This is a genomic window from Brevundimonas sp. LPMIX5, assembly GCF_003576505.1.
GTDB classification, from domain to species: domain Bacteria; phylum Pseudomonadota; class Alphaproteobacteria; order Caulobacterales; family Caulobacteraceae; genus Brevundimonas; species Brevundimonas naejangsanensis.
In genome coordinates, this window is the sequence record NZ_QWTZ01000012.1 from 1 (window position 1) to 26,004 (window position 26,004).

The 26,004-nt window shown below is 68.1% G+C and carries 24 protein-coding genes, 2 tRNA genes and 1 pseudogene; 19 read left to right on the forward strand and 8 right to left on the reverse strand.

Annotated features, from left to right (window positions below):
* Positions 1-22 precede the first annotated feature (22 nt).
* The 3 genes from D1604_RS11375 to D1604_RS11385 all read right to left on the reverse strand — a co-directional run bounded on the left by D1604_RS11375 (position 23) and on the right by D1604_RS11385 (position 3,552).
* Positions 23-1,468, reverse strand: a complete 1,446-nt coding sequence (locus D1604_RS11375) for an NAD-dependent succinate-semialdehyde dehydrogenase (RefSeq protein WP_119413377.1) — start codon at positions 1,466-1,468, stop codon at positions 23-25.
* Between the two features lie 93 nt (positions 1,469-1,561).
* On the reverse strand, positions 1,562-2,164 hold the full coding sequence (locus D1604_RS11380) for a response regulator transcription factor (RefSeq protein ID WP_119413378.1): 603 nt from the start codon (positions 2,162-2,164) through the stop codon (positions 1,562-1,564).
* Positions 2,161-3,552 (reverse strand): two-component system sensor histidine kinase NtrB, encoded by a 1,392-nt coding sequence (locus D1604_RS11385; RefSeq protein ID WP_233552061.1) that lies wholly within the window; start codon positions 3,550-3,552, stop codon positions 2,161-2,163. Before D1604_RS11385 ends, D1604_RS11380 begins: the two co-directional genes overlap by 4 nt.
* A gap of 296 nt (positions 3,553-3,848) precedes the next feature.
* On the opposite strand from D1604_RS11385, the gene D1604_RS11390 reads away from it, so the two are divergent.
* From D1604_RS11390 to D1604_RS11450, 13 genes are read left to right on the forward strand one after another with little or no spacing between them, the layout of a single operon-like run.
* Positions 3,849-4,568, forward strand: coding sequence for a TorF family putative porin (locus tag D1604_RS11390; RefSeq protein ID WP_119413379.1), 720 nt, complete (start codon positions 3,849-3,851; stop codon positions 4,566-4,568).
* A gap of 50 nt (positions 4,569-4,618) precedes the next feature.
* A complete protein-coding gene (locus D1604_RS11395; protein ID WP_119413380.1) occupies positions 4,619-6,604 on the forward strand; it encodes a methyl-accepting chemotaxis protein in 1,986 nt (661 codons plus the stop codon).
* Entirely contained in the window at positions 6,604-6,885 is a 282-nt protein-coding gene (locus tag D1604_RS11400) for an STAS domain-containing protein (protein WP_119413381.1), read from the forward strand. Before D1604_RS11395 ends, D1604_RS11400 begins: the two co-directional genes overlap by 1 nt.
* A complete protein-coding gene (locus tag D1604_RS11405) occupies positions 6,882-7,247 on the forward strand; it encodes a response regulator (protein ID WP_003169188.1) in 366 nt (121 codons plus the stop codon). The genes D1604_RS11400 and D1604_RS11405 overlap by 4 nt, the downstream gene beginning before the upstream one ends.
* A gap of 20 nt (positions 7,248-7,267) precedes the next feature.
* Positions 7,268-9,613 (forward strand): chemotaxis protein CheA, encoded by a 2,346-nt coding sequence (locus D1604_RS11410; protein WP_119413382.1) that lies wholly within the window; start codon positions 7,268-7,270, stop codon positions 9,611-9,613.
* 3 nt (positions 9,614-9,616) lie between these two features.
* Positions 9,617-10,099 carry a chemotaxis protein CheW gene (locus tag D1604_RS11415; RefSeq protein ID WP_119413383.1) on the forward strand — a complete coding sequence of 161 codons (483 nt, stop codon included), beginning with the start codon at positions 9,617-9,619 and terminating at the stop codon, positions 10,097-10,099.
* Complete coding sequence (locus D1604_RS11420) at positions 10,096-10,962, forward strand: CheR family methyltransferase (protein ID WP_119413384.1); 867 nt, start codon at positions 10,096-10,098, stop codon at positions 10,960-10,962. The genes D1604_RS11415 and D1604_RS11420 overlap by 4 nt, the downstream gene beginning before the upstream one ends.
* Entirely contained in the window at positions 10,959-11,996 is a 1,038-nt protein-coding gene (locus D1604_RS11425) for a protein-glutamate methylesterase/protein-glutamine glutaminase (protein WP_119413385.1), read from the forward strand. Before D1604_RS11420 ends, D1604_RS11425 begins: the two co-directional genes overlap by 4 nt.
* Positions 11,997-12,004: 8 nt before the next feature.
* Complete coding sequence (locus D1604_RS11430; protein WP_003169183.1) at positions 12,005-12,394, forward strand: response regulator; 390 nt, start codon at positions 12,005-12,007, stop codon at positions 12,392-12,394.
* Positions 12,391-12,936 (forward strand): chemotaxis protein CheD, encoded by a 546-nt coding sequence (locus tag D1604_RS11435; protein ID WP_119413386.1) that lies wholly within the window; start codon positions 12,391-12,393, stop codon positions 12,934-12,936. Before D1604_RS11430 ends, D1604_RS11435 begins: the two co-directional genes overlap by 4 nt.
* Complete coding sequence (locus D1604_RS11440) at positions 12,936-13,310, forward strand: hypothetical protein (protein ID WP_119413387.1); 375 nt, start codon at positions 12,936-12,938, stop codon at positions 13,308-13,310. Before D1604_RS11435 ends, D1604_RS11440 begins: the two co-directional genes overlap by 1 nt.
* A 3-nt stretch (positions 13,311-13,313) precedes the next feature.
* Entirely contained in the window at positions 13,314-13,901 is a 588-nt protein-coding gene (locus D1604_RS11445; protein WP_119413388.1) for a response regulator, read from the forward strand.
* On the forward strand, positions 13,898-14,350 hold the full coding sequence (locus D1604_RS11450; protein WP_119413389.1) for a chemotaxis protein CheE: 453 nt from the start codon (positions 13,898-13,900) through the stop codon (positions 14,348-14,350). The genes D1604_RS11445 and D1604_RS11450 overlap by 4 nt, the downstream gene beginning before the upstream one ends.
* Positions 14,351-14,377: 27 nt before the next feature.
* Here D1604_RS11450 and D1604_RS11455 read toward each other — a convergent pair whose 3' ends face one another.
* A complete protein-coding gene (locus tag D1604_RS11455; RefSeq protein WP_373561213.1) occupies positions 14,378-15,661 on the reverse strand; it encodes a D-amino acid dehydrogenase in 1,284 nt (427 codons plus the stop codon).
* Positions 15,662-15,815: 154 nt separating this feature from the next.
* A complete protein-coding gene (locus tag D1604_RS11460) occupies positions 15,816-17,519 on the reverse strand; it encodes an MFS transporter (RefSeq protein WP_199683766.1) in 1,704 nt (567 codons plus the stop codon).
* A 179-nt stretch (positions 17,520-17,698) separates the two neighbouring features.
* Here D1604_RS11460 and trhO point away from each other — a divergent pair.
* Together trhO and D1604_RS11470 are read left to right on the forward strand one after the other, a co-directional pair.
* Positions 17,699-18,652, forward strand: a pseudogene (gene trhO / locus D1604_RS11465) (oxygen-dependent tRNA uridine(34) hydroxylase TrhO); the annotation flags it as partial.
* 287 nt (positions 18,653-18,939) lie between these two features.
* Positions 18,940-20,556: an acyl-CoA dehydrogenase family protein gene (locus D1604_RS11470; RefSeq protein ID WP_119413391.1), complete on the forward strand. Its 1,617-nt coding sequence runs from the start codon at positions 18,940-18,942 to the stop codon at positions 20,554-20,556.
* A gap of 63 nt (positions 20,557-20,619) precedes the next feature.
* On the opposite strand, the gene D1604_RS11475 is transcribed toward D1604_RS11470, so the two are convergent.
* The 3 genes from D1604_RS11475 to D1604_RS11485 form a co-directional block, all read right to left on the reverse strand.
* Positions 20,620-20,695: transfer RNA gene (locus tag D1604_RS11475), tRNA-Ala, on the reverse strand.
* Positions 20,696-20,786: 91 nt separating this feature from the next.
* Positions 20,787-20,862 (reverse strand) — tRNA-Ala (locus tag D1604_RS11480).
* A gap of 130 nt (positions 20,863-20,992) precedes the next feature.
* Positions 20,993-21,457 carry a TIGR02300 family protein gene (locus tag D1604_RS11485; protein WP_119413392.1) on the reverse strand — a complete coding sequence of 155 codons (465 nt, stop codon included), beginning with the start codon at positions 21,455-21,457 and terminating at the stop codon, positions 20,993-20,995.
* Positions 21,458-21,592: 135 nt separating this feature from the next.
* Here D1604_RS11485 and aroA point away from each other — a divergent pair, with 135 nt between their 5' ends.
* From aroA to D1604_RS11505, 4 genes are all read left to right on the forward strand, one after another.
* Positions 21,593-22,933: a 3-phosphoshikimate 1-carboxyvinyltransferase gene (aroA, locus tag D1604_RS11490; RefSeq protein ID WP_255413961.1), complete on the forward strand. Its 1,341-nt coding sequence runs from the start codon at positions 21,593-21,595 to the stop codon at positions 22,931-22,933.
* On the forward strand, positions 22,930-23,574 hold the full coding sequence (cmk, locus tag D1604_RS11495; protein ID WP_119413394.1) for a (d)CMP kinase: 645 nt from the start codon (positions 22,930-22,932) through the stop codon (positions 23,572-23,574). The genes aroA and cmk overlap by 4 nt, the downstream gene beginning before the upstream one ends.
* Positions 23,575-23,760: 186 nt before the next feature.
* Positions 23,761-25,458 (forward strand): 30S ribosomal protein S1, encoded by a 1,698-nt coding sequence (gene rpsA, locus D1604_RS11500; RefSeq protein ID WP_024354596.1) that lies wholly within the window; start codon positions 23,761-23,763, stop codon positions 25,456-25,458.
* Between the two features lie 233 nt (positions 25,459-25,691).
* Positions 25,692-25,982 (forward strand): integration host factor subunit beta, encoded by a 291-nt coding sequence (locus D1604_RS11505; protein WP_003169157.1) that lies wholly within the window; start codon positions 25,692-25,694, stop codon positions 25,980-25,982.
* Positions 25,983-26,004 lie beyond the last annotated feature (22 nt).

Genomic DNA, 26,004 nt, shown 5'->3' on the forward strand with positions numbered 1-26,004 from the left:
CCCTCTCCCATCGGGAGAGGGATCAAAGACCCATGCAGAGGTATTTGATCTCCAGGTAGTCCTCGATGCCGTGGCTGGAGCCTTCGCGGCCGAGGCCGGACTGCTTGATGCCGCCGAAGGGGGCGACCTCGGTGGAGATCAGGCCGGTGTTGATGCCGATCATGCCGGTCTGCATCGCCTCGGCCACCCGCCAGACGCGGCTCAGGTCGCGGGCATAGAAATAGCCCGCCAGCCCGAAGATGGTGTCGTTGGCCAGGGCGATCCCTTCCTTTTCCGTCTCGAAGCGGACGACGCCGGAGACGGGGCCGAAGGTCTCCTCGCGGCACATCTTCATGTCCTGGGTCACGCCCGACAGGACGGTCGGCTGGAAGAAGGTGCGGCCCAGGTCGTGGCGTTCGCCGCCGGTCAAAAGGGTCGCCCCCTTGGCCAGGGCGTCGGCGACGTGTTCCTCGACCTTCTTCACCGCCTTGTCGTCGATCAGGGGGCCGATCTGGACGCTGTCGTCGAGGCCGTTTCCGACCTTCAGCGCCTCGGTGGCCTTGGTCAGCTTGGCGACGAACTCATCGTAGACGGCCGCCTGCACATAGAAGCGGTTGGTGCAGACGCAGGTCTGGCCCGCGTTGCGGTACTTCGATGCCACGGCGCCCGCCACGGCGGCGTCCACATCGGCGTCGTCGAAGACCAGGAAGGGGGCGTTGCCGCCCAGTTCGAGGCTCATCTTCTTGATGGTGTCCGACGACTGTTTCATCAGCAGGCGGCCGATCTCGGTCGAGCCGGTGAAGCTGATCTTGCGCACCGTCTCATTTGACGTCAGTTCGCCGCCGATGGCTGAGGCCGAGCCGGTGACGACGTTGAACAGACCGGGCGGCAGGCCCGCTTCTTCCGCCAGCACGGCCAGCGCCAAGGCCGACAGCGGCGTCTGGCTGGCGGGTTTCAGCACCACGGCGCAACCGGCGGCCAGCGCTGGGCCGACCTTGCGGGTGATCATGGCGGCGGGGAAGTTCCACGGCGTGATGGCCCCGACCACCCCGACCGGCTGGCGCAGAGTCACCAGCCGCTTGGAGGCGTCATGGCTGGGGATGACCTCGCCATAGGTGCGTTTGCCCTCTTCGGCGAACCATTCGATGAAGCTGGCGGCATAGGCGATCTCGCCCTTGGCCTCGGTCAGGCTCTTGCCCTGTTCTCGGGTCAACAGGCGGCCAAGGGCGTCCTGCTCGCTCATCATCAGGTCGAACCAGCGGCGAAGAATGCGGGCGCGCTCGCCCGCCGTTTTCGCGGCCCACGGCTTCATGGCGGCCTCGGCGGCGGCGATGGCGCGGCGGGTCTCAGGGGCGCCCATGTCGGGGACCGTCGCCAGAACCTCGCCTGTAGCCGGGTTGGTCACTTCGAGGGTTCCGCCGCCGTCGGCGTCGATCCAGCGGCCGTCGACATAGGCCTGATGACGCAGCAGACGGGCGGGATCAGACATGGGGCGAACTCCTTGGACGCAAGACGCAGGAACGAGGGCGGGTAGCCGTCATAACGCCTCGGCGCGGACGAGGCTGCACGGCCGCGCGAAAGTCTAGCCGAGCATCAGCCCCATGCGGACCAGGGCCGACAGGCTGTCGGCCTCCATCTTGGCCATGACCTTGGCGCGGAAGACCTCGACCGTGCGCGGGCTGATCTTCAGCTGCAGCGCGATCTCCTTGTTGGACAAGCCCGCGATCAGGGCGTCGAAGACCTGGCGCTCGCGCGGGGTCAGCCGCCCCAGCCGCATCTGCGCCGCCTGACGGGCTTGCTGGCGTTGGTCCAGATCGTCCATCCGGTTCAGACAGGCGCGGACGGCCTCGATCAGGCGCTCAGGGTCGAACGGCTTTTCGATGAAATCGACGATGCCGGACTTCATCATCTGCACCGCCATCGTCACATCGGCGTGGCCGGTGATGACGATGATGGGCCAGGCGTTTCCGCGCAGATCGATCAGGCGGCGCACCAGTTCGCCGCCGTCCATGCCGGGCATCCGCACGTCGGTGATGACGCAGGCGGCGGCGTCCTGCGGCAGGGCGGCGAAGAAGTCGGCGCCTCCGGCGAAGCCGCGCGCCCGCACGCCGTCAGCGCGCAACAGGGCCAGCAGGGAGTCCCGGACGGCGTGATCATCGTCGATGACGAAGACGGAACGGCTCATCGCGAACCTCCCTCGTGACGGCGCAGGGCGAAGGCGAAGGCGGCGCCGCCCAGCGAGGGGCTGCGTTGCGCCGACAGGGCGCCGCCGTGACGTTCCACGATGGTGCGCGTGACCGACAGGCCCAGACCCATCCCGCCCGACTTGGTGGTGGTCAGGGGCTGGAAGATATGTTCGACGTCCGCCTCGGCGATGCCGCCGCCGTTGTCCTCGACGCTGATGCGATAGACGGGACCTTCCACGCGGCCGGTCACGTGGACGGCGCCGCCGCCCGGACGGTCCGCCGCCGCTTCGACCGCATTGCGCACCAGATTGACCAGAGCCTGCTGGAACTGGATGCGGTCGGCGCGGACGTCGTCGTCCTCGGCCTCGGCGTCGAGGCGGACCTCGACCTTCTTGTCCTGGCCGATCATCTGCAGAATGGGCGCCAGATCTTCGATCATGGAGGAGACGCGCTCGCGCCCCAACACGCTGGTTTCAATGGTCAGAAGCTCGCGCATTCGGTGGATCAGCTTGCCGGCGCGAAGCAACTGGCCCTTGGCCAGATCAAGCGGCGGGCGGGCGGCGTCGGCGGCGGGGCCGGCCTTTAGCATTTCCGCCTGGCTGGCGTGAATATAGGCGGTCGCGGCGCTGAGCGGCTGGTTCAGCTCATGGGCCAGGGTGGCGGCCATCTCGCCCAGGGAATTCAGTCGCCAGACCTTGTTGAGCTGGGCGTGCAGTTCACGCGCCTGCGCCTCGGCGGCATGTGAGTGCGTCAGGTCGGTCAGGGCCACGGCCACGTGCTCCACGCCCGATCCGCCGGGGCCAGGCGTCGAGGGGATCAGACCGAAGCGCAGGCTGAGCGGAAAGGTCGAGCCGTCGGCGCGGCGGCCGGTCCAATAGCCGCGGCGGTTTTCCAAGTGGCCCGCCTGGGCGTCGGACCGGAGGACGGCGTCTATGTCGAACTCGGCCGTCAGATCGGAAAAGGCGCGTCCCAGCGCCGCCTCGCGCGGCAGGCCGAACAGGGCCACGGCGGAGCCGTTCATCCGCTGGATCAGACCTTCCCGGCTGAGGGTGAGGGCGGGGGTCGACAGGAAGGCGGCGTGCAGCATGGCGTCGCGCGCCGTCAGTTGGCGCGCCATGTCGCGGTCCTGACGCCAGGCTGCGATCAGGCTCAGGATCGACAGCAGGATGAAGACCAGGGCGATCAGGAGCGCCGGGCGGGTCGCTGCCCACGGAAACGCCAGGGCGAACGCCAGGACGGCGCCCGTCAGCGTCGAGAACGCCAGAGCCGCAGCCCAGGCGTGGGGCTTGCGATGCGAGGCGACGGGGTGGTGACGATCCAATGCGGAATAAATCGAAAGTCCTCCTCGCGCCTGCCCGACCAGGGCCGAGATCTTTCGTAACAGCATCGTCAGAATCAAGACGTTGCGGGGTTCTAAATATTCGCAGTGAAGGTTGCAATCATCGCCAGTGATCAGAGAGATCACAGAAAGCGACATTTCTAAAGATAACGACGATATTCGTTACCTTGTTAACGCTGTTGCTTAACTCTACCGTTTCGACGCTGGAGATTCATGTCGTCAGCAGATGTCGATCTTGTGGTTGCGACGTCCCTCGTCGGGACATGCGGATTTATACGTAGGCGGCAGTTTACGATTCCATACGGATATGCCCGGCAAGAAGGCCTCACTCAAAAGAGGTCCGAATGCCCTTTCATGTTTCAGCCCCCCGCCAGAATGGCGCGCGCGGGCTTTGTACGGCGGCTCTGGTCGCAGTCGCCTGTGCTGCTAACCCGGCGACGGCGCAGTCCGTAGATGGCCGCTGGAGCGGCCAACTGGGCCTCGCCAGCGAATACGTCGGCAAGGGGCTGGGCAAGAGCGCGGGCGATCCCAGCCTGAACGGAACGCTGGAGGCGTCGTACGGCGATCTCTACGGCAGCGTCTTCGCCTCGACCGCCAACCTGTCTCAGGGTTCGGACGCCGAGATCATCACGGCTCTGGGCTGGCGGCCCAGGGCGGCGGGCTTCGCCTTTGATCTGTCGGTGATGAACCGCGACCTGCCTGGGACGCGGGCCGGCGTCGACGCCAACTATTGGGAATATCAGGCGGACGTCTCGCGCAGGTTCGGGCGCGTGTCCGGACGGCTGCGCGTCAACTACACGCCGGACGGCTTCGCCGCGACGCGGCAGGCCTGGTGGATCGAGGCTCAGGCGGCCGCGCCGCTGGGCCCGCGCGCCCGGGCCTCGGCCGCCTTCGCCGTTCGTTCGGCGGACGGCGGGGCCGACTACAACGCCTGGAACCTGGGCGTAAAATACAACCTGAGCGAGCGATGGGCGATCGACGCCCGCTGGTACGACACCGACAGTCGTTCGCTGGGCGATAGCTATGACGGGCGCCTGGTCGGTGCGCTCAGCTTCAACTTCTGATCGAAAGCCGTTTTCGGCTCTCAAGAGAATCTTCACGGGGGAAGAGTTAGATGGACGCCATGTTGAGCGACCTGAAGATCGAAAAGAAACTGATGGCGGCCTTTGCGGTCGTGATTCTGGCCATCGTCGCCATGGGGCTGACGGTGTTTTTGCAGATCAATGCGCTTGACGCGGCGCGGACGGATCGTTCGCGCGCAGGCGTGGTCCAGCGTGAGGCCGAGGCGGCGCAATTCTATCTGGCGCGTCAGGAGGCCAGCTATCGCGGCTTCCTGGTGTCGCGCGACCCCTATTACCTTCAGCGTGTCGAAGAGCATCGCAAGAGTTTCAATCAGAGCCTGGACCGGCTGGTCCAGCTGGACCGCTCCAGCGCCGCTCAGGCGCGGGCGGCCCGCACGGCTGCGGACGAGTGGAACAAGCAGGTGGTTCAGCGCGGCCGGGTCATGGTCGCCGATCAGGCGGGCTGGATGCAGGCCATCGCCATGGTCGGCCGCGAAGGCCAGGCGGACAAATTCATCGATCCGGCTGAAAGCGCGCTGGACGGACTGATCGAGAAGAAGGTTCAGGAAAGCCGCGTCTATGGCGACAAGCAGGTGTCGGCCGCCAAGACGGCCCGCATTGTGCTGATCGGCGGCCTGCTGTTGGCCCTGGCGCTGGCGGGCGGCATGGCGGTGATGCTGACCAATGTTCTGGCCAAGCCGCTGACGGCGATGACGACGGCCATGCGCCGCCTGGCCTCGGGCGACACCTCCGTCCCTGTTCCGGCCGCCGGCCGCAAGGACGAGGTCGGCCAGATGGCCGCCGCCGTCCAGACCTTCAAGGACGCCGCCATCGCCAAGGAAGCCCTTGAGGCCGAGACGGCCGCCCAGCGTCGCGCGGTTGAGGAAGAGCGGGCCCGCGTCGAGGCCGAAAAGGCCAGGGCGGCCGAAGAGGACCGCATCGCCATCACCGCCCTGGCCCAGGGCCTGAATGCGATGGCTCATGGCGACCTGACGCATCGGATGACGGCCGATGTCGCGCCCAAGGCCGAACAGCTGAAGAGCGACTTCAACGCCGCCGTGTCCCAGCTGGAGCAGGCGGTGGCGGTGGTGGTCGGCAACGTCGCCGCCATCCGCTCGGGCTCGGGCGAGATCAGCCAGGCCTCGGACGACCTGTCGCGCCGTACCGAGCAGCAGGCCGCCAGCCTGGAAGAGACCGCCGCCGCTCTGGATGAAATCACCGCCACGGTGAACCGGACCGCCGACGGCGCGCGTCAGGCCTCGCGCGCCGTGCAGACCGCCCGCAACGAGGCCGAGGCCTCCGGCGTGGTGGTCAGCGACGCCGTCGCCGCCATGACCGCCATCGAACAGTCGTCCAACCAGATCGGCGCCATCATCGGCGTGATCGACGAAATCGCTTTCCAGACCAACCTGCTGGCCCTGAACGCAGGCGTCGAGGCGGCGCGGGCGGGGGACGCCGGGCGCGGCTTCGCCGTGGTGGCTTCGGAAGTGCGGGCGCTGGCCCAGCGCTCGGCAGAGGCGGCCAAGGAGATCAAGACCCTGATCACCGCCTCGGGCCGTCAGGTGGAGCAGGGCGTGAATCTGGTCGGCCAGACCGGCCAGGCCCTGGGCCGCATCGTCGCCGGGGTGGCGGAAATCGACGGGCTGATGTCGGAAATCTCGGCCTCGGCTCAGGAACAGGCGACGGGCCTGCAACAGGTCAATACCGCCGTGAACCAGATGGATCAGGTCACGCAGCAGAACGCCGCAATGGTCGAGGAATCGACCGCCGCCAGCCATTCGCTGGCTCAGGAGGCCGATGTCCTGGCCGCGTCGGTGGCGCACTTCAAGGTGGACCAATCCAAGGGCGCCCAGGCGGCGACCCTGCGCGCGCCTGCGTTCAAGCCGGTTGCGCCTGAGTCGGTCGCCGTCGAGCCGGTTGCGCCCGCCCCGCGCACGCCCCAGCCGGTGGCCGAGACGGTCGCCGCCCTGAAGACGATGGGACGCGGCGGCGCTGCCCTGAAAGCTGAAATCATCGAAGACGGGTGGGAGGAGTTCTGATGACGGCCACGGTCGTTCTGGCCCCGGTTCTGGACCTGCGCGCGGCCGAGCCGCTGAAGGGCGAACTGCTGGCGGCGCGCGGTCAGGCCCTGATGCTGGACGGTTCGGCCGTCGAGCGGCTGGGCGGGCTGTGCCTTCAACTGCTGTTGTCGGCGATCCGCACCTGGCGCGCCGACGGCCAGGCTTTGACCTTCGTCAATGCTTCCGAGGCGCTGACGACCCAATGGAGCGCCTTTGGCGCTTCGCTCGCTGACCTTTCCACACAGGACGCCCTGCAATGACCAAGACCGTTCTGACCGTCGACGATTCGCGCACCATGCGCGACATGCTGATGCTGGCGCTCAAGGATGCGGGCTATCGCGTGGTCCAGGCCGAGGACGGCGTCCACGGGCTGGAGGTGCTTCAGGCCGAGAGCCCCGACATCGTCATCACCGACATCAACATGCCGCGCATGGACGGTTTCGGCTTCATCGAGGGGATGCGGGCCGACCCGGCCTTCAGCGCCGTTCCCGTGCTGGTCCTGACGACCGAGAGCGACGCCGCCAAGAAGCAGCGCGCCCGCGAGGCCGGGGCCACCGGCTGGATCGTCAAGCCGTTCGATCCGGTGCGTCTGGTCGACGCCGTGCGCCGCGTGGCGGCGTAAGAAAAGAGGGGCGTGGGGCGATGAGCGACGATCCGTTCGAGGCGATCAAGGCGACCTTCTTTCAGGAGTGCGAGGAACTGCTCGCCGACCTGGAAGGCAATCTGCTGACGCTGGAGTCCGGTTCGACGGACATCGAGGTCATCAACGCTGTCTTCCGCGCCGTCCATTCGGTGAAGGGCGGGGCCGGGGCCTTCGGTCTGGAGGATCTGGTCCGTTTCGCCCACGTCTTCGAGACCTTGATGGACGAGCTGCGCTCGGGCCGGAAGCCGTGCGACGATCCGACGGTGAAGACCCTGCTGCGCGCCTCCGACGTGCTGGCCGATCACGTCGCCGCGGCGCGCGGCGCGGGCGCAGCCGTCGATCCGGTTCGTTCGGCCGGACTGGTCGCCGAGCTTGAGGCCCTGACCTATGGCGGCGCCGCCCCGGTCGCGGCCGCCGCCCCGGACGAGGACGACTTCGGCTTCACCCCCGTCGCCATGGATCTGGGGGCGTTCGAGGCTCCGGCGGGCCTGCCGGATCTGGCCGACCTGCCGCCTCTGCCGGATCTGGCGGCCTTGGCGCCCCTGTCCGCTCCGGCGCCCCTGTCTGATCCTGGGTCCCTGCCTGACCTGTCGGCCCCGGCCGCTGCGCGCGGCTGGAAGATCGTCTTCCGCCCGCACCCGCGCCTCTACGCCAGCGCCAATGAGACCGGGCTGCTGCTGCGCGAACTGGCCCGCCTGGGCCCGACGCGGGTGCAGATGGACGACAGCGGCCTGCCGCTGCTGGACGCGCTGGAGCCGACCGACAGCCACCTGATCTGGACCATCGAACTGGACGGCGACGCCAGCGAGACCGAGGTGCGCGAGGTCTTCGACTTCGTGGAGATGGACTGCGATCTCAGCGTCACGCCGCTGGGCGATGCGGCGCCGGTCGAGGCCGCGCTCGCCGCCGTGGCTGACGAGGATGACAGCGACGCTTCAGCCTTGGCCCGCGCGGCATCGTCGGAACTGGATATCGCCGCCCTGCTGGCCTCGGTCGGCGCCGCGTCGACGGAAGCGCCTGCCCCTGTCGCCGCGCCTGTGATCGCCCCCGCGCCTGAACCTGTCGCGCCGCCGTCGCCGGTCAAACCTGCGCCCGCGCCGACCGCTGCGGCGCCTGTGCAAACGGCGCCCCCCGCCGCCGCGCCCGTGACCATCCGCGTCGATCTGGAGCGGGTGGACCGCCTGATCAATGCGGTCGGGGAACTGGTCATCCAGCAGGCCATGCTGGCCCAGCGCGTGACCGAAAGCGGCCTGGCCCGCTCGTCCGACATCGGTCTGGGCCTCGAAGATCTGGAGCTGCTGACGCGCGAAATTCAGGACAGCGTCATGGCCATCCGCGCCCAGCCTGTGAAGTCGGTGTTCCAGCGGATGCCGCGCCTGGTGCGCGAAGCCGCCGAGGCCACCGGCAAGAAGGTGAAACTGGTCACGTCCGGCGAGGACACCGAGGTCGACAAGACGGTGATCGAACGCCTGTCCGATCCCATCACCCACATGTTGCGCAACGCCATCGACCACGGGCTGGAAGGGCCTGAGGAGCGTCTGGCGGCGGGCAAACCGGCCGAGGGGACGGTGCGTCTGGCGGCTCTGCACCGCTCGGGCCGGATCGTCATCGAGATCTCCGACGACGGCAAGGGCATCAACCGCCCGCGCGTGAAGGGCATCGCCGTCGAGCGCGGCCTGATCGCCGAGGACGCCATCCTGTCGGACGACGAGATCGACAACCTGATCTTCCTGCCCGGTTTCTCGACCGCGACCGAGGTGTCGGACCTGTCGGGCCGGGGGGTCGGCATGGACGTGGTGCGCCGCTCGATCCAGTCGCTGGGCGGGCGTATCTCGATCAGCTCCGTGCCGGGCAAGGGCTCGACCTTCACTCTCAGCCTGCCGCTGACGCTGGCCGTGCTGGACGGCATGGTGGTCGGCGCGGCCGATCAGACCCTGGTCGCGCCCCTGGCCGCCATCGTCGAGAGCCTGACGCCGAACGAGGCCGACGTCCATTACGTCGGCGGCGTCGATCCGGTGCTGCGCTTCCGCGAGGCCTTCGTGCCGCTGGTGGACGTGGCGCAGGTCATGGGTTTCCGCGACGACCCCACGGTCCTGAAGGGCGGGGTGGTGATGATCGTCGAGACCGAGAGCGGCCAGCGCGCCGCCCTGCTGGTCGACGCCATCCACGGCCAGCGCCAGGTCGTCATCAAGAGCCTGGAATCCAACTACCGCCACGTCGAGGGCGTGGCCGCCGCCACCATCTTGGGCGACGGCCGCGTGGCCCTGATCCTCGATATCGACGCCCTAGTGACCGCCAAGCGTTCCCGAACCCCGTCGCGTTCCGACCTGCAAATGGCGAGCTGAACCATGACCCACATTGACCAAATCCTCACCCCCAACGTCGCCGGGACCGACCGCGAACTGATCGCCTTCCGCATCGGCGAACAGGAATTCTGCGTCGACATCATGAGCGTGCGCGAGATCCGCGGCTGGGCCCCGGCCACGCCCCTGCCGCGCTCGCCCGCCTATATGAAGGGCGTCATCAACCTGCGCGGGGTGGTGCTGCCGATCATCGATCTGGGCGCGCGCTTCGGCCTCCAGACCGGCGAGCCGACCGAGCGTCACGTCATCATGGTGGCCCATGTGGGCTCGCGCCTGGTCGGCCTGCTGGTCGATGCGGTGTCGGACATCGTGCAACTGTCGGACGCGGCCATCCAGCCGACCCCGGACGTGGCCAGCGATCATGTGAAGTCCTTCGTCAAGGGCATCTTCGCTGTCGAAGGCGGCCGCATGATCAGCCTGATCGATCTGGATCACGTTCTGCCGGAAAGCGAGGCCGAAGCGGCATGACGACCGTCGCCGGGCGGGGAGCCCTGGTCGAAGGCGAGTTCGTCTTCACGGCCGAGGATTTCCGCCACATCGCCCAGACCCTGCACGCCCACGCAGGCATCGCCCTCAGCGAAGGCAAGGCGGCGCTGGTCTATTCGCGCCTGGCCAAGCGACTGCGCCTGCTGGGGCTCCGCAGCTTCCGCGACTACTGCGCCCTGATCGACGGCGCGCAGGGCGTGGACGAGCGCCAGGCGATGATGGCGGCCCTGACCACCAACGTCACCCGCTTCTATCGCGAGCCGCACCACTTCGATCACCTGCGCGATCGAGTGATGCCGGAACTGGCCGCCAAGGCGCGGTCGGGCGGGCGGGTGCGCCTGTGGTCGGCCGCCTGTTCGAACGGACAGGAGCCCTATTCGATGGCGATGACGGTGCTGGACGTTCTGCCCGAGGCGGCCGATCTGGACGTGCGCATCCTGGCCACCGACATCGACCCCAACATGGTCGCCGAAGGCGCAGAGGGCGTCTATTCCGACGACCTGCTGGCCCCGGTCCCGGCCGCGTCGCGCAGGCATTTCGAGCCTGTCGCGGGCGCGCCCGGCCGCTTCAGCGCCGATGCGACACTGCGGCGGCTGGTGACATTCAAGGAACTGAATCTGATCGGCGACTGGCCGATGCGCGGCCGTTTCGACGTCATCTTCTGCCGAAACGTGGTCATCTATTTCGACGACGCGACCCAGGAGCGCGTCTGGGGCCGGTTCACGCCGATCCTGAACCCCGGCGGCGTCCTCTACATCGGCCATTCCGAGCGGGTGACGGGTCCGGCGGCGCAACAGCTGCAACCGGCGGGCCTGACCACCTACGTCAAGGGAGCGGGGGCATGAGCGCGGTCTCGGTCCTGGTGGTGGACGACAGCGCCACCATGCGCAGCCTGATCAGCGCCGTCCTGCGCCGCGATCCAGAGATCAACGTGGTCGGCACGGCGGCCGATCCGCTGGAGGCGCGCACGAAGATCAAGGAGCTGAACCCCGACGTCATCACCCTGGACGTCGAGATGCCCAATATGAACGGGCTGGAGTTCCTGGAGAAGATCATGCGGCTGCGGCCCATGCCGGTGGTCATGGTCTCGACCCTGACGCAGGCGGGGACCGACGTGACCCTGGCCGCTCTGGAGGTCGGGGCGGTGGACGCCGTGGCCAAGCCCGCGCCCGGCGTGCCGGTTCAGGAAGCCTTCGGCGATCTGGCCGAAAAGGTGAAGGTCGCCGCCCGCTCGCGCGTCCGTCCGCTGGAGACCCGCGCGGTTCAGGGCCACGAGGGCGCCTATCACGCCGACCCCAACCATGTGCTGGCGATTGGTTCGTCCACGGGCGGGGTCGAGGCCCTGCTGACCATTCTGTCGGCCTTCCCCGCCGACTGCCCGGCGACGGTCGTCACCCAGCACATGCCCGCCAGCTTCACCAGGAGCTTCGCCGCGCGTCTGAACAAGGTCTCGGCCGCCACGGTCAGCGAGGCCGAGGATGGCGCGCCGCTGAAGCCGGGTCATGTCTACATCGCGCCGGGCGGGGACGCGCACCTGGTCGCCTCGGGCGGGCGCTGCCGCCTGATCGCCGCCGATCCGGTCAACGGCCACCGCCCTTCGGTCGACGTACTGTTCGGTTCGGTCGCCCAGCTGGGCCGCCCGATGACGGGCGTCATCCTGACCGGCATGGGCAAGGACGGAGCCAAGGGCCTGCTGGCCATGCGCCAGGCGGGCGCCCGCGCCCTGGGCCAGGACGAGGCGTCCTGCGTCGTCTATGGGATGCCGCGCGCGGCCTTCGAACTGGGCGCCGTCGAGCGCCAGCTGCCCCTGTCCCGCATGGCCCCGGCCATCCTCGAATCCTGCGCCGCCCGTACGGCCGCGCCCCAGACTGTCGCGTAAGGACGTTCATGCCCGCCGCCTCCGCCATCCGCACCCTAGTCGTCGATGATCAGCTGACGATGCGCTCCTTAGTCCGCGCCAGTCTGCAGCAGATCGGCGTGCGCGACATCGAGGAAGCGCCCGACGGCGAGGCGGCCCTGCGCTCGCTGCTGGTGCAGCCTGTCCATCTGGTGATCTCGGACTTCAACATGCCGAATCTGGACGGCCTCAGCCTGCTGCGCGCCATTCGGGCGCATCCGCCGATCTCCAAGACGGCCTTCATCATGCTGACCGGCCGGGCCGACCGCGAGCTGGTCCAGCGCGCCGTGCAGTTCGGCGTGAACAACTACCTGGTCAAACCCTTCACCACCGCCCAGCTGAAAGAGAAGCTGGAAGCGGTGTTCGGCCCGCTGACGTGATCGGCGCGGCTGTTCAGGAGCCGGTCGAGCGGCGCGTGCACGTGGGGCAGGGCGATCACTATGTGTCGTCCGATCCCGACGTCGTGCTGACGACGGTTCTGGGCAGCTGCGTGGCCCTGTGCCTGCGCGATCCGGAGGCGAGGGTCGGGGGGATGAACCACTTCCTGCTGCCCGAAGGCGCCGGGGCCGAGAGCGGGGCCAGCCGCCGTTACGGCGCCTATCTGATGGAAGTCCTGATCAACGACGTGCTGAAGGCGGGCGGGCGGCGCGAGCGGCTGGAGGCCAAGCTGTTCGGCGGCGGCCGGATGTTCGACGCCCTGACCGACATCGGGTCGGCCAACGCCGACTTCGCCGAGAAGTTTCTGGCGGACGAGGGCATTCCCGTCGTCAGCCGCAGTCTAAGGGGCGCCGGCGGGCGTCGTATTCACTATTGGCCGGTCAGCGGTCGGGCGCGTCAGCGCGTGGTGACGGACGGCGCCAGCCTGCCGCCCGCGACGCCGCCGCCGACGCCTGTCGCTGCCGGGGATCTGGAGCTGTTCTGATGGCTGAAACAGACAATCGCGACCTGCTGGCCGCCATGGCGGCGGAGCTGTCGGACATCCGCGCCGAGATCGAGGCGGCGGGCGGGCTGGTGTCCGAGGTGCTGCGCCAACTGCCGGCCGAGACGCGGCTGGGCTATCTGACGCGCAGCCAGAGCTTCGACGTCCTGTCCCAGCGGATCGAGGCCCTGGCCGGACTGGCGCAGGCCGTGGCCGAGGAGCAGCCGATGGACACCGCCCTGGCGGCCCTGCCTCTGGCCGAGATGGCCGAGCGGATGCAGGAAACGGCGCATCGCGCCCGCCCCTCGGCGGCGCCCGCCGACGATCCGGACGAGGCGTCCGGCGCTTCGGCGCCGGGCGTGCTGCAACTGTTCTGAGCGATGGCCGAAGACCGCATCAATCTGGAGCAGTCGACGGTGCTGCTGGTCGACGACACGCCGCAGGCGCTGGACATGCTCGGCTCGATCTTTCAGGGCTTCGGCGTCAAGGAGCAGATCAAACGCCCCTCGGCCGTCGAGGCGGTGAAGGTCCTGCAACAGCGTCCGGTCGATCTGATCGTCATCGACTGCGGCGATCCTGAGATGGACGGCTACGCCTTCACCCGCTGGCTGCGGCGCGAGACGCCTGCGCCGATGCGCTATACGCCCGTCATCCTGGTCACGGGCCACGCCTCCCAGTCCAAGGTGCAGGAAGGCCGCGACTGCGGCGTCAGCTTCGTCATCACCAAGCCCCTGACGCCCGCCGTGCTGTTGAAGCGCATCCTGTGGCTGGCGGGCGATGAGCGCGAGTTCGTCGAGTGCGAGACCTATGTCGGCCCCGACCGGCGCGTCCGTAATTTCGGCCCGCCCGTCGGCATGACCGGGCGCCGCAAGGGCGACCTGTCGGCCCATATCGGCCACGCCGTCGAAGAGAATATGGATCAGGCCGATATCGACATGCTGCTGAAACCGCAGAGGGTGTCCCTGTGACCGAGCCTGTGATCACCCGGATCAAGACCTCTCTGGCGCAGCAGATGGCCCAGCCGGGCGGCCGGACCCTGACCGATGTTCAGCGCCGCGCTGATGAGCGCCTGGGCCGCCACAAGGCCGAGGTCATGGCCGAGATCGAAGCCGCCGTTGCGGGGCTGGAAAGCCTGTGCGCAGCACGGCCGCAGGCGCCCGGCGCCGAAGTCTATCGTCTCGCGTCGCGCATCGTGGACCTGGCGGGCTTCTTCGATACCGGGCCGCTGTTCGACGTGGGCTACAGCCTGGCCGATACAGCCGACCGCATGACGTCTGCGGACGCCTGGGACTGGCCGCCGGTGCAGGTGCATGTCCAGGCGCTGCGGCTGATCCTCAACGCCGGCTGCGAACGCAATGCCGCGACGGAGCAACTTCTGAGCGGCCTGAAGGCCGTGGCGGCGAAGGCAAGAAGCTAGGCCCTTCTCCCACAGGGAGAGAAGGGTTCAGCGGCCGTATCGCGCGATGCCCAGGTCGGCCGTCTCGATGTCCGGGGTCTGGCCGCTGATCAGGTCGGCGATGACGCGGGCCGAACCGCAGGCCATCGTCCAGCCCAGCGTGCCGTGACCGGTGTTCAGGAACAGGTTGTCGAGTTTGGTCTTGCCGATGACCGGGGTGCCGTCCGGCGTCATGGGGCGCAGGCCCGACCAGTAGCTGGCCGCCTTCAGGTCGCCCGCGCCGGGGAAGAGCGAGCCGACCGAGTGTTCCAGCGTATTGCGGCGGCGCTCGGGCAGGGCGTCCGAGAAGCCGGCGATCTCGGCCATGCCGCCGACGCGGATGCGGTCGCCCAGACGGGTGATCGCCACCTTGTAGCTCTCGTCCATAATGGTCGAGACCGGGGCGGCGGGTTCATTGATGATCGGGGCGGTGATCGAATAGCCCTTCACCGGATAGACCGGCAGGGTCATGCCCAGCGGCTTGACCATCATCGGCGAGTAGGACCCCAGCGCCAGCACATAGGCGTCGGCCGTGACCAGTCCCTTGTCGGTCTTGACCCCGGTGATCCGGCCGCCTTCGGCGACAAGGCCCTGAATGGTCGTGCCGTACTGGAAGGTCACGCCCTGCGTCGACGCAGCGTGGTCGGCGAGGGCAGTGGTGAATTTGAAGCAGTCGCCCGTCTCGTCACGCGGCAGGCGCAGACCGCCGACGAACAGGTCGCGCGTGGCCTTCAGGCCCGGCTCGGCGGCGATGCAGCCGTCCTGGTCCAGCACCTCGAACGGCACGCCGCCTTCGCGCAGGACCTCGGTGTCCTTGTAGATGCCGTCCAGCTGCTTCTGCGTGCGGAACAGTTGCAGCGTGCCCTGGGTGCGGTGGTCGTATTCAAGACCCAGTTCTTCGTTCAGCGCCGTCTGCACCACCTGGCTGTAGTCGGCCAGACGCACCATGCGCGCCTTGTTCAGCGCATAGCGAGCCGAGGTGCAGTTGCGCAGCAGCGACAGCAGCCAGCGCACGGTCGGGGCGTTGATCTGGGGATGCAGGATCAGCGGGGCGTGGCGCATGAACAGCCACTTCACCGCCTTGGCCGGGATGCCGGGCGCGGCCCAGGGCGAGGAATAGCCGGGCGAAATCTCGCCTGCATTGGCGAAGCTGGTCTCCAGCGCCGGACCGTTCTGGCGGTCGATGACGGTCACCTCATGCCCCTGGCGGGCCAGGTAGTGGGCGGTGGTTACGCCGATCACGCCGGCGCCGAGGATTGCGATCTTCATGGGTCTTGACCTTGCGCGAACCAGACGCGTGGCTCCCTAGACCAGATTTTGCGCCCTTCACGCAAGTCGCAGTTTGTGTGCGCCGCAATATCGACAGGCTTGATAAGGACGACCTGTGTTGGGCCGATCGCGGCTGATTATTTGCTCAACATATCGGGCAGGCGCGGCGGGTCTGGCCTCAAGAGGATCGGGTCGGGTCGGTCAGCGGTTCTCCATAGTGTCGGTCGCCGTGCAGATTGGCGGCCAGGGGGGCGGTGGTGCGCTCGATCATGCGGTGCACGACCGGCTTGTCAGGTCCCTGATGCAGGGCGCGGATGCCCTCGTTGATCGAGGCGTCGGCGTGAGTGATGCGTTGGTTGTGACGGATATAGTCCAGCCAGGTCGGCGTCTGATACTTCTCGACCCAGACCTGGGGTTCGGCCAGGTCGCGCATCAGGCGCCATTGGCGCGCGCCGTCGCGGCGGCGGATGCGGCGTCGTTCGTCCATCAGGGCCAGGAAGGCGTCGATGTCCTCTTCGCGGATGCGATAGGCGATGGAGACGATGACCGGTCCGCTGCGCGGCTCGATGGCCAGGGTGGTCTGCGGCTCGGTCCAGCGGCGCAACAGGTCCATGTTCAGATTGGCGGTCGAGGGCAGGGGCACCCTGAATCCGATCAGGATGCACAGGGCCAGCACGCCCGCGGAGACCGACAGGGCCGTTTCGACCCCATAGGTTTGGGCCAGGGCGCCCCATAACCAGCTGCCGCCCGCCATGCCGCCGAAGGCCGCCATCTGATAGAGCGCCAGCGCCCGCGCCACGACCCAGCGCGGCACCGACATCTGCACCGTGACGTTGAAACTGGACAGCACCAGCACCCAGCCCGCCCCGGCGATCATCAACGCCGGCAGGGTGACGGCCAGCCAGGGCGCATAGGCCAGGCCCAGGGCCGCGGCCGCGAAGGCCAGGGCGGCGACGCGGACGATGGTTTCCGTCTCATATTTCGCTCGCAGCCGGCCGACGAACAGGGCGCCGCCCACCGCGCCCACGCCGAACGAACCCAGCAACAGGCCGAAGACCAGCGGGCCGCCGCCGCTTTCGCGCGCGACCACGGGCATCAGAGCCTGAACCGCGCTGGCGCCGACGCCGAACACCACGGCGCGCAGCAGCACCGCCGTCACGCGCGGCGACAGGAAGGCGTAGCGCACGCCCCCCGCCATCGCCGCCAGCAGGCCCTCGCGCGGCAGGGTCTGCTTGGGCCGTTCGGGCTTCCAGCGGAACAGCACGAACAGCAGGCCCAGATAGCTGACGGCGTTGACGGCGAAGGCGGCCGCCGCCCCCGCCGCCGCCACGATCAGGCCGCCCAGCGCCGGGCCGACGCTGCGCGCCATGTTGAAGCCCATGGAGTTGATGGTTACGGCCCCGGCCAGGTCCTCACGCGGGACCATGTCGCCGACCGACGCCTGCCACGCCGGGCCGTTGAAGGCGACGCCGCAGCCGATCAGGAAGGTGAAGGTCAGCAGCACCCAGGGCGTGATCCAGCCCATCCAGGTCATCGCCGCCAGCCCCGCTGAGACCAGAAGCATGAAGGTCTGCGCCGCCAGCATGATCCGGCGCCGGTCCACCGTGTCGGCCAGCGCCCCGGCCGCCAGCGACAGCAGCATGATCGGCAGGGTGACCGAGGCCTGCACCAGGGCGACCATCTGGGCCGAGGCGATGGAGGTCATCATCCATGCGGCGCCGACCGACTGGATCAGCCCGCCGAAATTGGTGACCAGGCTGGTGATCCACACCGCCCGGAAAATCGGGTGCCGCAGCGGCGCCAGCGCCGAGGGGCGCCCGGGCGGGACGGGCGCAGGGCCAGAGGGGGCGGCGGAAGTCGGAGCGTCGGCGGTTGAACTCATGCGGGGCGGCTCCTCGCATGGGCGATACGCGGATGAACCACATGGGACAGGCGGGAACCGACGACGACCATGCGATCAATGCACACGGCTTCGGCGGGGGAAGCAAGCCGGGAAACGGTCACTCTGGGTTCCGGATTATTGGCGTCGCGAGGGCGGCGACGGGACGCTATAGGAAGGCCGTGACCGTCCCAGCCGTTCCCTCCCCGTCGCCTTCGGCCCCCTTCACCGTGGCGGCCCTGTATCGTTTCTCAGCCGTGGCCGATCCCGCGGCGTTGCGCCTGCATCTGCTCGATCTGTGCGGGGATGCCGTGCGCGGCACGCTTCTGGTGGCGCATGAAGGGATTAACGGCACCATTGCGGGGCCGCAGGCCGACATCGCTCGCGTCATCGACGGGGTGCGGGCCCTGCCGGGCTTCGACCGGCTGGAGCTGAAGTATTCGATCGCCTCGGCCATGCCCTTCCACCGCATGAAGGTGCGGGTGAAGGCCGAGATCGTCACCATGGGCCAGCCCGACATCGACCCGGTCGAGGGCGTGGGGACCTATGTCTCGGCCCAGGACTGGAACGCCCTGATCGCCGATCCCGACACCGTCGTCATCGACACCCGCAACGACTACGAAGGCGAGATCGGCGCCTTCGAGGGCGCGGTCCAGCCCAACACCCGCACCTTCCGCGAGTTCGCCGACTGGTTCCGCACCGAGGGCCGCGCCCTGCTGGACCGCCCGACGCCGCCGAAGGTGGCCATGTACTGCACCGGCGGCATCCGCTGCGAAAAGGCCACCGCCTTCCTGAAGGCTGAAGGGGTGCGCGACGTGCACCATCTGGAGGGCGGCATCCTGAAATATCTGGAGACGGTGCCGGAGCCGGAAAGCCTGTGGCGCGGCGAATGCTTCGTCTTCGACGAGCGGGTGGCCGTGGGCCATGGTCTGGTCGAGGGCGAACACAGCCTGTGCCGCGCCTGCCGCATGCCGGTCAGGCCCGAGGGGCGGCTCTCGACGCGCTATGTCGAGGGCGTGTCCTGCGACCGCTGCTGGGACAGCCGCGACGCGACCCAGCGCGAAGGCTACGCCGAGCGGCACAAGCAGGTGGAGATCGCCCGCGCCCGGGGCGTGGCGCACGTGGGGGCGACCTTAGCCAACCCTCTCCCGGTGGGAGAGGGCTTGAGCGCACGAGAGCGCAGCGATCGTTCTGGCGCGACCCGAAGGGCGGCGCGTAGCAGCCAAAGGGTGAGGGGTTTATCCTGACCGTCGGCGTAAGCCGTCGCACAACGGCCTTCGGCCGACTTCGATCGCGAACCCTCACCCTTTTGCCTTAGCCAATCGCCTCCGGCTCTTGGAGGCTCAAGCCCTCTCCCATCGGGAGAGGGTCGCCGCTGTCGCCCGACCGTGCCATCCTCCTCGCCCAAGTCAGGAGGCTCGCCATGTCCGCCTTTCGTCCCATCGAGCGACTCGACACCCATGAGGTGTCCAATCAGGTTCCGCCGCTGGAGGACGTCGACCTGTTCACTGGCGACAGGGCTCTGCACGACGCCGTGCGCCATTGGGGCGGGGCGGGGCATGTCGAGCGACTCACCGATCTGGGCCGCCGCTGCGGCTCGGCCGAGGTGATCGACTGGGGCCTGCAGGCCAATCGCGTCCCGCCGGTGCTGGACACCCACGACCGCTATGGCCGCCGGATCGACGAGGTGACGTTCCACCCGGCCTATCATCAACTGATGGATCTGGGGCTGGGGTCGGGGTTGGCCGCCAGCGCCTGGGACGGGACTCCGAACGGGCATCTGCTGCACGCGGCCATCCTGTTCCTGACCGGGCAGGCGGATTCGGGGACCAGTTGCCCCATGACCATGACCTACGCCTCGGTCGCGGCGCTTCAGGCCGATCCGGCCGTGGGCGAGCCGTGGATCAAAGGCGTGCTGTCCGGCCGCTATGACCCGGCGGTGCGCCCGGCGGTCGAGAAGGCGGGCGTGACCCTCGGCATGGCCATGACCGAGAAGCAGGGCGGCTCTGACGTGCGCGCCAACACCACCCGCGCGGAGCCAGTGGGCGAGGACGGCTGGTATTCCCTGACCGGGCACAAGTGGTTTTGCTCGGCGCCGATGTGCGACGCCTTTCTGACGCTGGCCTATGCGCCGGGCGGGCTGACCTGCTTCGTCCTGCCGCGCTGGCTGCCGGACGGGACGCGCAATGCGGGCTTCCGCGTCATGCGGCTGAAGGACAAGATGGGCGACCGCTCCAACGCCTCCTCCGAGGTCGAGTATCACGGCGCCCTGGCCCAGCGGCTGGGCGAGGAGGGGCGGGGCGTCGCCACCATCATCCGCATGGTCCAGCACACGCGACTGGACTGCGTGGTCGGCTCGGCCCTCCAGATGCGCGGGGCTCTGGCGCAGGCGGTGTGGCACGCCGCCCACCGCACCGCCTTCCAGAAGCGGCTGATCGACCAGCCGATGATGGCCGCCGTCCTGACCGATCTGGCGGTCGAGAGCGAGGCGGCGACGGCCCTGTCGATGCGGCTGGCGGCCACCTTCGATACGGACGACGCCGTGGGGCGCCTGCTGACGCCGGTGGCCAAGTACCAGGTCTGCAAGCGCGCGCCGAACATGATCTATGAGGCGATGGAGGCGCTGGGCGGCGTCGGATACGTCGAGACCGGGCCGATGCCGCGTCTGTTCCGCCAGTCGCCGTTGAACGCCATCTGGGAAGGCTCGGGCAATGTCATCGCCCTGGACGTGCTGCGCGCGGCGGGGCGGGAGCCGGAGGCGGTCGAGGCCCTGCGTGGCTGGCTGGCGTCGCAGGCGGGGGAGTCCGCCGACTACGACCGCTTCATCGCCGGGCTGGATCTGACGACGACCGAGGCGGGGGCGCGGCTGGCGGTCGAGCGGCTGGCGCTGGCGGCCCAGGCGGCGGCTTTGCTGGAGATGGACAGTCCCTCGGCCGAGGCTTTCATCGCGCTTCGCCTGCGCCCGCGCGGCATGGCCTATGGCGCCTATGAGGCGCAGGTGGATCAGCGGGCGGTGCTGGAGCGGGCGATGCCCGCCTGAATGTCGGAAAAAAATCGGGCCAGATAGGACGAAGGCCTCGCGGGGGCTCCGCGAGGCCTTCGATGGTGGAGCTTAGCGGAGTCGAACCGCTGACCTCTTGCATGCCATGCAAGCGCTCTACCAACTGAGCTAAAGCCCCGTGCCGGATCGGCTGGGTTATGTAATCGACCGCCCCAGACGGAAAGTCTGGAAAGGACGAAGGCCCCGCGGGCGTTCCGCGAGGCCTTCGGTGGTGGAGCTTAGCGGAGTCGAACCGCTGACCTCTTGCATGCCATGCAAGCGCTCTACCAACTGAGCTAAAGCCCCGAACCTTTCGGTCGGTCCCGCCGGGAGAGAAGCTCCCTCCCAGCGAGGCGCGGAAACTAGGTCAGGCCGTTTTGAAGATCAAGCGGGTCTGACACATTTTTTTCCGCTTATTTTTCCGAACCTTGACCCTTTAGTCGTCGTCGCGCGACGGCTTGGTCAGCTCTTCGTCGAGATCGTCGTCGTCTTCGTCCTCGATGAAGGGCACGGAATCGTCGTCGTCATCATCCAGGACGTCGTCGTCATCGTCGCCGTCGGCCGAACCCATGCCGGCGTCGTCGCCGCCCGGCTCGCCGTCGTCGTCGTCCGGCGTCAGGATCGGCTCATGGCCTTCCTGGTCGATCTCGGGGGTGGAGCCTTCGGCGTCCTCTTCTTCTTCGTCGGCGTCAGCGGACTTGTCGGCGACCTGATCTTCGGCCTCCTCGTCGTCAGCCGCGAAGCCGGCGCCGCGACGCGCGCGACGGCTGCGGACGGCTTCTTCCATCGGGTCGAACTCGGTGTCGCACTTGGGGCAACGAGCCGGGCGACGGTTCAGATCGTAGAATTTGGCCTGGCAGTTCGGGCAGACCTGCTTTTGGCCCAGTTCGGGATTGGCCACGTGATTAGACCTTCGGCGGGTTTAAGGGGAAAATCGGAAATAGGGCGGCTCCCTTGCCACTGGCGGGGGCCGCTGTCAAAAGCCTTCTTTTCCGCGCGTTTCGCGGCCCTCCTGACAACCGGAGCCTGCATCAGGGTGAGCACTCCCCAGACCTTCACCGCGTCCCCCGTTTCCGGCGTCAATTCAGGCCTCAAAGGCGTGGTGCGCGCGCCCGGCGACAAGTCGATGTCGCACCGCGCCCTGATCTTCGGCGGCATGGCCGAGGGCGTGACCGAAATCGAGGGGCTGCTGGAGGGCGACGACATCCTGGCCACCGGCCGCGCCATGCAGGCTTTCGGCGCCTCGGTCGAACGGGTCGGCGAGGGGCGCTGGCGGGTCGAGGGGCGCGGCCCGCTGCGCTCGCTTGAAGGCGTCATCGACTGCGGCAACGCCGGGACGGGCGTGCGCCTGCTGATGGGGGCGGTCGCGGGCTATGAGTTGACGGCGACGTTCGACGGCGACTCTTCGCTGCGCAAACGGCCGATGAAGCGCGTCACCGGGCCGCTGGCTGACATGGGCGCGCGCTTCGAGTGGAACGCGGCCGAGGACCGGTTGCCGCTGACCCTGCACGGCGGCGGGCTGAAGGGCGTGACCTTCGTTCAGAGCGTCGCCTCGGCGCAGGTGAAGTCGGCCATTCTTCTGGCCGGGTTGAATGCGGACGGCGAGACGGTCGTGGTCGAGCCGGAGAAGAGCCGCGACCATACCGAACGGATGCTGCGCGCCTTCGGCGCCGAGGTCGAGGTGATCGAAGAGGGCGAGGGCTGGCGCATCCGCCTGCCGGGCGGGCAGCAACTCAAGGGAACCCATGTCGCCGTGCCGGGCGACCCGTCCTCGGCGGCCTTCCCCCTGGCGGCGGCCCTGATCACGCCGGGGTCGGAGGTGACGGTCGAGGCGGTGATGCTGAATCCCTTACGCACCGGCCTGTTCCAGACCTGGATCGACATGGGCGCGGACCTGACCATCGCCAATCGCCGCATGGCCGGGGGCGAAGAGGTCGGCGACATCACCGCCCGCCACTCGGCGCTGAAGGGGATCGTGGTTCCTGAAGACCGCGCCGCCTCCATGATCGACGAATACCCGATCCTGGCGGTGACCGCCGCCTTCGCTGAAGGCGAGACCGTCATGCGCGGCATCGGCGAGATGCGCGTCAAGGAAAGCGACCGCATCGCCCTGATGGCGGCGGGCCTGTCGGCCTGCGGCGTTCAGGTGCAGGAGGAGCCGGAGGGCTTCATCGTAACCGGAGGCCCCGTGAAGGGCGGCGCGACCGTCGACACCGCCCACGACCACCGCATCGCCATGAGCCATCTGGTGCTGGGCCTGGCCGCTGAACAGCCCGTCTCGGTCCGCGATCCCGAGATGATCGCCACCAGTTTCCCCGGCTTTGTCGAGATGATGAACGGGCTGGGCGGCACCATTGTCCAGGGAGACGCAGCATGAGCCTCGTCATCGCCGTCGACGGCCCCGCCGCATCCGGCAAGGGCACCATCGCCGCGCGTCTGGCCGCCCATTACGGCCTGCCGTATCTGGACACGGGCCTGCTGTATCGCGCCGTGGGGCTGGCTGTGCTGGATGCGGGCGGCGATCTGGACGACGCCGAGGCGGCGACGCAGGCGGCGCAGGCGCTGGATCTGGCGAGCCTGAGCGACAATGCGCGCCTGACCGATCGCGGGGCGGGCGAGGCGGCCAGCCGCGTGGCCAGCCATCCGGGCGTGCGCGCAGCCCTGTTGAAGCTGCAGCAGGACTTCGCCGCCCAGGCGGGCGGGGCGGTGCTGGACGGGCGCGACATCGGCACGGTGATCGCGCCGGACGCTCCGGCCAAGCTCTATATCGCCGCCAGTCCGCAGGTGCGGGCCGAGCGTCGCTGGAAGCAGTTGACGGCGCGCGGCGAGGTCATCGTCTTTGAAGACATGCTGGAGGATATCCGCCGTCGCGACGCGCGCGACGCGGGCCGTGACGACGCCCCGATGGTTCAGGCGGACGACGCCGTCTTGCTGGACACGACCGATATGGGTATAGAGGCCGCCTTCGATGCGGCCCGCCGTATCGTCGAGGCGGCGCGAGCCAGGGCCGGGATCTGATCCTGCCGGGCAAATCCAACGCACCGATCTCCTCGACGGCCGCGGGCGTTCTGGCTTTCGTTTTCGCGCTTTTCAGAGCGTGTGTGGCCTCGCCTCGTGACGACCTGACTTCTCCTTTTCAAACCCCATTCGCGCAGGTCCGCTCGGTCGTGCGCGTTTCGCCTTTCATCAACCTCAAGAGTTTCCATGACTGAAACCCTCAACCCCACTCGCGACGATTTCGCCGCGCTCCTCGACGAACAACTGCAAGGCCGCGACCTTGGCGAAGGCCAGGTCGTTCACGGCCGCGTCGTCGGCATTGAAAAAGACATCGTCATCATCGACGTCGGTCTGAAGACCGAAGGCCGCATCGCCATGCGCGAGTTTGGCCAGGGCGACGGCGCCGTCCTGCCCAAGGTCGGCGACAACGTCGAGGTCTACCTGGAGCGCGTCGAGAACGCGATGGGCGAGGCCGTCATCAGCCGCGACAAGGCTCGCCGCGAAGAAGCCTGGACCCGTCTGGAAGCCGTGTTCGCCGAAGGCCAGCCGGTCAACGGCGCCATCGTCGGCCGCGTCAAGGGCGGCTTCACCGTCGACCTGGGCGGCGCCTCGGCCTTCCTGCCGGGCTCGCAGGTCGACATCCGTCCGGTCCGCGACGTCGGCCCGCTGATGGGCAAGGAACAGCCCTTCGCCATCCTGAAGATGGACCGTCCGCGCGGCAACATCGTCGTCTCGCGTCGCGCCATCCTGGAAGAAGCCCGCGCTGAACAGCGCACGGAGCTGGTCGGCCAGCTGCAAGAGGGCGAAGTCCGCGAAGGCGTCGTCAAGAACATCACCGACTACGGCGCGTTCGTCGACCTGGGCGGCATCGACGGCCTGCTGCACGTCACCGACATGTCGTGGAAGCGCGTGTCGCACCCGTCGCAGGTTCTGGCCGTCGGCGACACCGTCAAGGTCCAGATCGTCAAGATCAACCCGGACACCCAGCGCATCTCGCTCGGCATGAAGCAGCTGCAGTCGGATCCGTGGGACGGCGTCGAAGCCAAATACCCGGTCAACGCCAAATACACCGGCCGCGTCACCAACATCACCGACTACGGCGCCTTCGTGGAGTTGGAGCCGGGCGTTGAGGGTCTGGTCCACGTGTCGGAAATGTCCTGGACCAAGAAGAACGTCCACCCGGGCAAGATCGTCTCCACCTCGCAGGAAGTGGACGTCATCGTCCTGGACGTCGACAGCGCCAAGCGCCGTATCTCGCTGGGCCTGAAGCAGGCTCAGAACAACCCGTGGGAGGCCTTCCTGGAGGCTCACCCGGTCGGTTCGACCGTCGAAGGCGAAGTCAAGAACGCCACCGAGTTCGGCCTGTTCGTCGGCCTGGACAACGACATCGACGGCATGGTCCACCTGTCGGACCTGGACTGGAACGTGTCGGGCGAAGAAGCCATCCAGCGCTACCGCAAGGGCGAGGTCATCAAGGCCAAGGTGCTGGACGTCGACATCGACAAGGAGCGCGTCTCCCTGGGCGTCAAGCAACTCGGCGGCGACCCGATGGAAGGCGACACCTACAAGCGCGGCCAGCAGATCACCGTCACCGTGACGGCGATCGAGACCGGCGGCATCGAGGTGAAGTTCGGTGAAGACGACGCGCCGGTCACGGCCTTCGTCCGCAAGTCGGACCTGTCGCGCGACCGCAACGAGCAGCGCACCGAGCGCTTCGCCGTCGGCGACCGCGTCGACGCCATGATCACCGGCGTCGACAAGGCCACGCGCCGCGTCTCCGTCTCGATCAAGGCGCTGGAGATGAAGGACGAACAGGAAGCCATCGAACAGTTCGGGTCGTCGGACTCGGGCGCCTCGCTGGGCGACATCCTGGGCGCCGCGCTCAAGAACGCGGGCAAGGAATAAGTTTCCTCACCCTTTGGGAAACGGGGCGGCCGGAGCGATCCGGCCGCCCTTTTTCTTTGGGCTCCACTCTGGCTTCCGGCGACGTTTTTTCTTCCCGGCACGGCCCTTCGGCGGCGAAACCTGTCGCCGTGGAATGCAAGAAACCTTCACGACGATGCGTTTTGCCCTTTCTTCCTGTGGCGACAGGCGGTTAGGGTGTCGTCCCGGACGGTGAAACCATGGCGGGGGCCTGAATGATCAAGTCTGAACTGATCGAGAAGTTGGCGGCGGAGAACCTGCACCTCACTCATGCCGAGGTGGAGCGGGTCGTGAATGTGATCCTGGGCCGCATGACCGAGACCCTCTCGGAAGGCGGGCGTGTCGAGCTTCGCGGCTTTGGCGCCTTTTCGGTGCGCAGCCGACCGGCGCGGACGGGGCGCAATCCCCGCACCGGCGAAACGGTCGAGGTCCCGGCCAAGTCCGTGCCCTTCTTCAAGAGCGGCAAGGAACTGCGAGAGCGGCTGAACGCGTCCGGCGACGCCTGACACAATCTGAAAGACTGAAGAT

Excerpts from the sequence above, each read along its gene's own strand:
- D1604_RS11425 (WP_119413385.1), top strand. The coding sequence starts at position 10,959 with ATGAGCGCGGTCTCGGTCCTGGTGGTGGACGACAGCGCCACCATGCGC.
- D1604_RS11390 (WP_119413379.1), top strand. The coding sequence starts at position 3,849 with ATGCCCTTTCATGTTTCAGCCCCCCGCCAGAATGGCGCGCGCGGGCTT.
- D1604_RS11375 (WP_119413377.1), bottom strand. The coding sequence starts at position 1,468 with ATGTCTGATCCCGCCCGTCTGCTGCGTCATCAGGCCTATGTCGACGGC.
- rpsA (WP_024354596.1), top strand. The coding sequence starts at position 23,761 with ATGACTGAAACCCTCAACCCCACTCGCGACGATTTCGCCGCGCTCCTC.
- D1604_RS11385 (WP_233552061.1), bottom strand. The coding sequence starts at position 3,552 with ATGCTGTTACGAAAGATCTCGGCCCTGGTCGGGCAGGCGCGAGGAGGA.
- D1604_RS11430 (WP_003169183.1), top strand. The coding sequence starts at position 12,005 with ATGCCCGCCGCCTCCGCCATCCGCACCCTAGTCGTCGATGATCAGCTG.
- cmk (WP_119413394.1), top strand. The coding sequence starts at position 22,930 with ATGAGCCTCGTCATCGCCGTCGACGGCCCCGCCGCATCCGGCAAGGGC.
- D1604_RS11405 (WP_003169188.1), top strand. The coding sequence starts at position 6,882 with ATGACCAAGACCGTTCTGACCGTCGACGATTCGCGCACCATGCGCGAC.
- D1604_RS11400 (WP_119413381.1), top strand. The coding sequence starts at position 6,604 with ATGACGGCCACGGTCGTTCTGGCCCCGGTTCTGGACCTGCGCGCGGCC.
- D1604_RS11445 (WP_119413388.1), top strand. The coding sequence starts at position 13,314 with ATGGCCGAAGACCGCATCAATCTGGAGCAGTCGACGGTGCTGCTGGTC.
- D1604_RS11470 (WP_119413391.1), top strand. The coding sequence starts at position 18,940 with ATGTCCGCCTTTCGTCCCATCGAGCGACTCGACACCCATGAGGTGTCC.
- D1604_RS11395 (WP_119413380.1), top strand. The coding sequence starts at position 4,619 with ATGGACGCCATGTTGAGCGACCTGAAGATCGAAAAGAAACTGATGGCG.
- D1604_RS11415 (WP_119413383.1), top strand. The coding sequence starts at position 9,617 with ATGACCCACATTGACCAAATCCTCACCCCCAACGTCGCCGGGACCGAC.
- D1604_RS11380 (WP_119413378.1), bottom strand. The coding sequence starts at position 2,164 with ATGAGCCGTTCCGTCTTCGTCATCGACGATGATCACGCCGTCCGGGAC.
- D1604_RS11440 (WP_119413387.1), top strand. The coding sequence starts at position 12,936 with ATGGCTGAAACAGACAATCGCGACCTGCTGGCCGCCATGGCGGCGGAG.
- D1604_RS11505 (WP_003169157.1), top strand. The coding sequence starts at position 25,692 with ATGATCAAGTCTGAACTGATCGAGAAGTTGGCGGCGGAGAACCTGCAC.
- D1604_RS11420 (WP_119413384.1), top strand. The coding sequence starts at position 10,096 with ATGACGACCGTCGCCGGGCGGGGAGCCCTGGTCGAAGGCGAGTTCGTC.
- D1604_RS11410 (WP_119413382.1), top strand. The coding sequence starts at position 7,268 with ATGAGCGACGATCCGTTCGAGGCGATCAAGGCGACCTTCTTTCAGGAG.
- D1604_RS11460 (WP_199683766.1), bottom strand. The coding sequence starts at position 17,519 with ATGAGTTCAACCGCCGACGCTCCGACTTCCGCCGCCCCCTCTGGCCCT.